Origin of the sequence: uncultured Campylobacter sp. (genome assembly GCF_937997595.1) — a bacterium.
Taxonomy (GTDB): domain Bacteria; phylum Campylobacterota; class Campylobacteria; order Campylobacterales; family Campylobacteraceae; genus Campylobacter_B.
In genome coordinates, this window is sequence record NZ_CALKTS010000244.1 from 1 (window position 1) to 1,022 (window position 1,022).

Below are 1,022 nucleotides of genomic sequence, written 5' to 3' on the forward strand. Positions count from 1 at the left end.
TCAAAATTTTACTCCTTCTGCGCCTTGGCGCGCTTGCGTTAAATTTAGCTCGCGGTAAGCTCATCTATAGCGCGATTACAATTCCGAGCTAGCAAAATTCTAACCGCACCACCGCACGGCGCGAAACTTGTTCCGCAATCACAGCGCCCGATACGTAAATTTATAAGGCGCGGAATTTAAATCCGCAACGCACGCGGCCGAATTTCAACCCGCGGCGCAAATCTATCTTAGCGATTAAAATTCCAAGCTGGTAAAATTCTAGCCGCACCGCTGCACGCCGCACTAGGTCATAAATTTAGTTTAGCGATACGCCGCCCGCTGCAAAATCAAACCCATCGGCACAGACTACGCATTACCGCAAGCCGAAATTTCATTTGACAAAAACTGCTTGCTGCGCCGCAATAAGCCTAACCTGCGCGCTTTTTAAATCGCGAAATTTTAATCTCGCAGTGCGTCGCCGTCGCGCGGCAAAAAGCAAATCAAAACGCCGCTTGGTCGCGTTTAAATTTAGCCCCATGGATTTATTCCTTTTCACAAGCGAACGTCGCCTGCCTAGTCGCACGTTTAAATTTACGCCGCCCGATGCCGATTTTGCGATCTATGCGCAACGAAAAAGCGTGATCTCTCGCCCGCTGCTCCGCACGATAAAATTTAACCGCACATAGTAGCGCGTTATGCGAGCAAATTTAAAAGCCGTATTTATGATCGCTTCAAAATTTTAAGCTTGAACCGCCCGATCAAAATTCCGCCGCAAGCTAAAGGCGCTGATTAAAACGCGCCGCCTGCGATCGGAACGTCGTTCCAAAGATAGCACACCTCGCCCGAGCTTATCTCGATGATCGAGTAAAAATCGCCGCAGATAAGCAGATAGCGGCCGTCCGCGCGGCTCGCCAGATCCTTTGCGGCAAGCTTCTTGCCCAAGATCACGTCGCGCGCGTCGCCGTCGTAAAAGTTCGGCTTAAGATCTAAAAACTCGAGCGGATTTAGCGCCGCCTCGTCCGCAAAGCGCGGATCTTTCAAAT

1 pseudogene is annotated in these 1,022 nt (G+C 50.4%); it reads right to left on the reverse strand.

What is annotated here, in order from left to right:
- Positions 1 to 768: 768 nt before the first annotated feature.
- A pseudogene (truB, locus tag Q0614_RS08245) lies at positions 769 to 1,022 on the reverse strand (tRNA pseudouridine(55) synthase TruB); the annotation flags it as partial.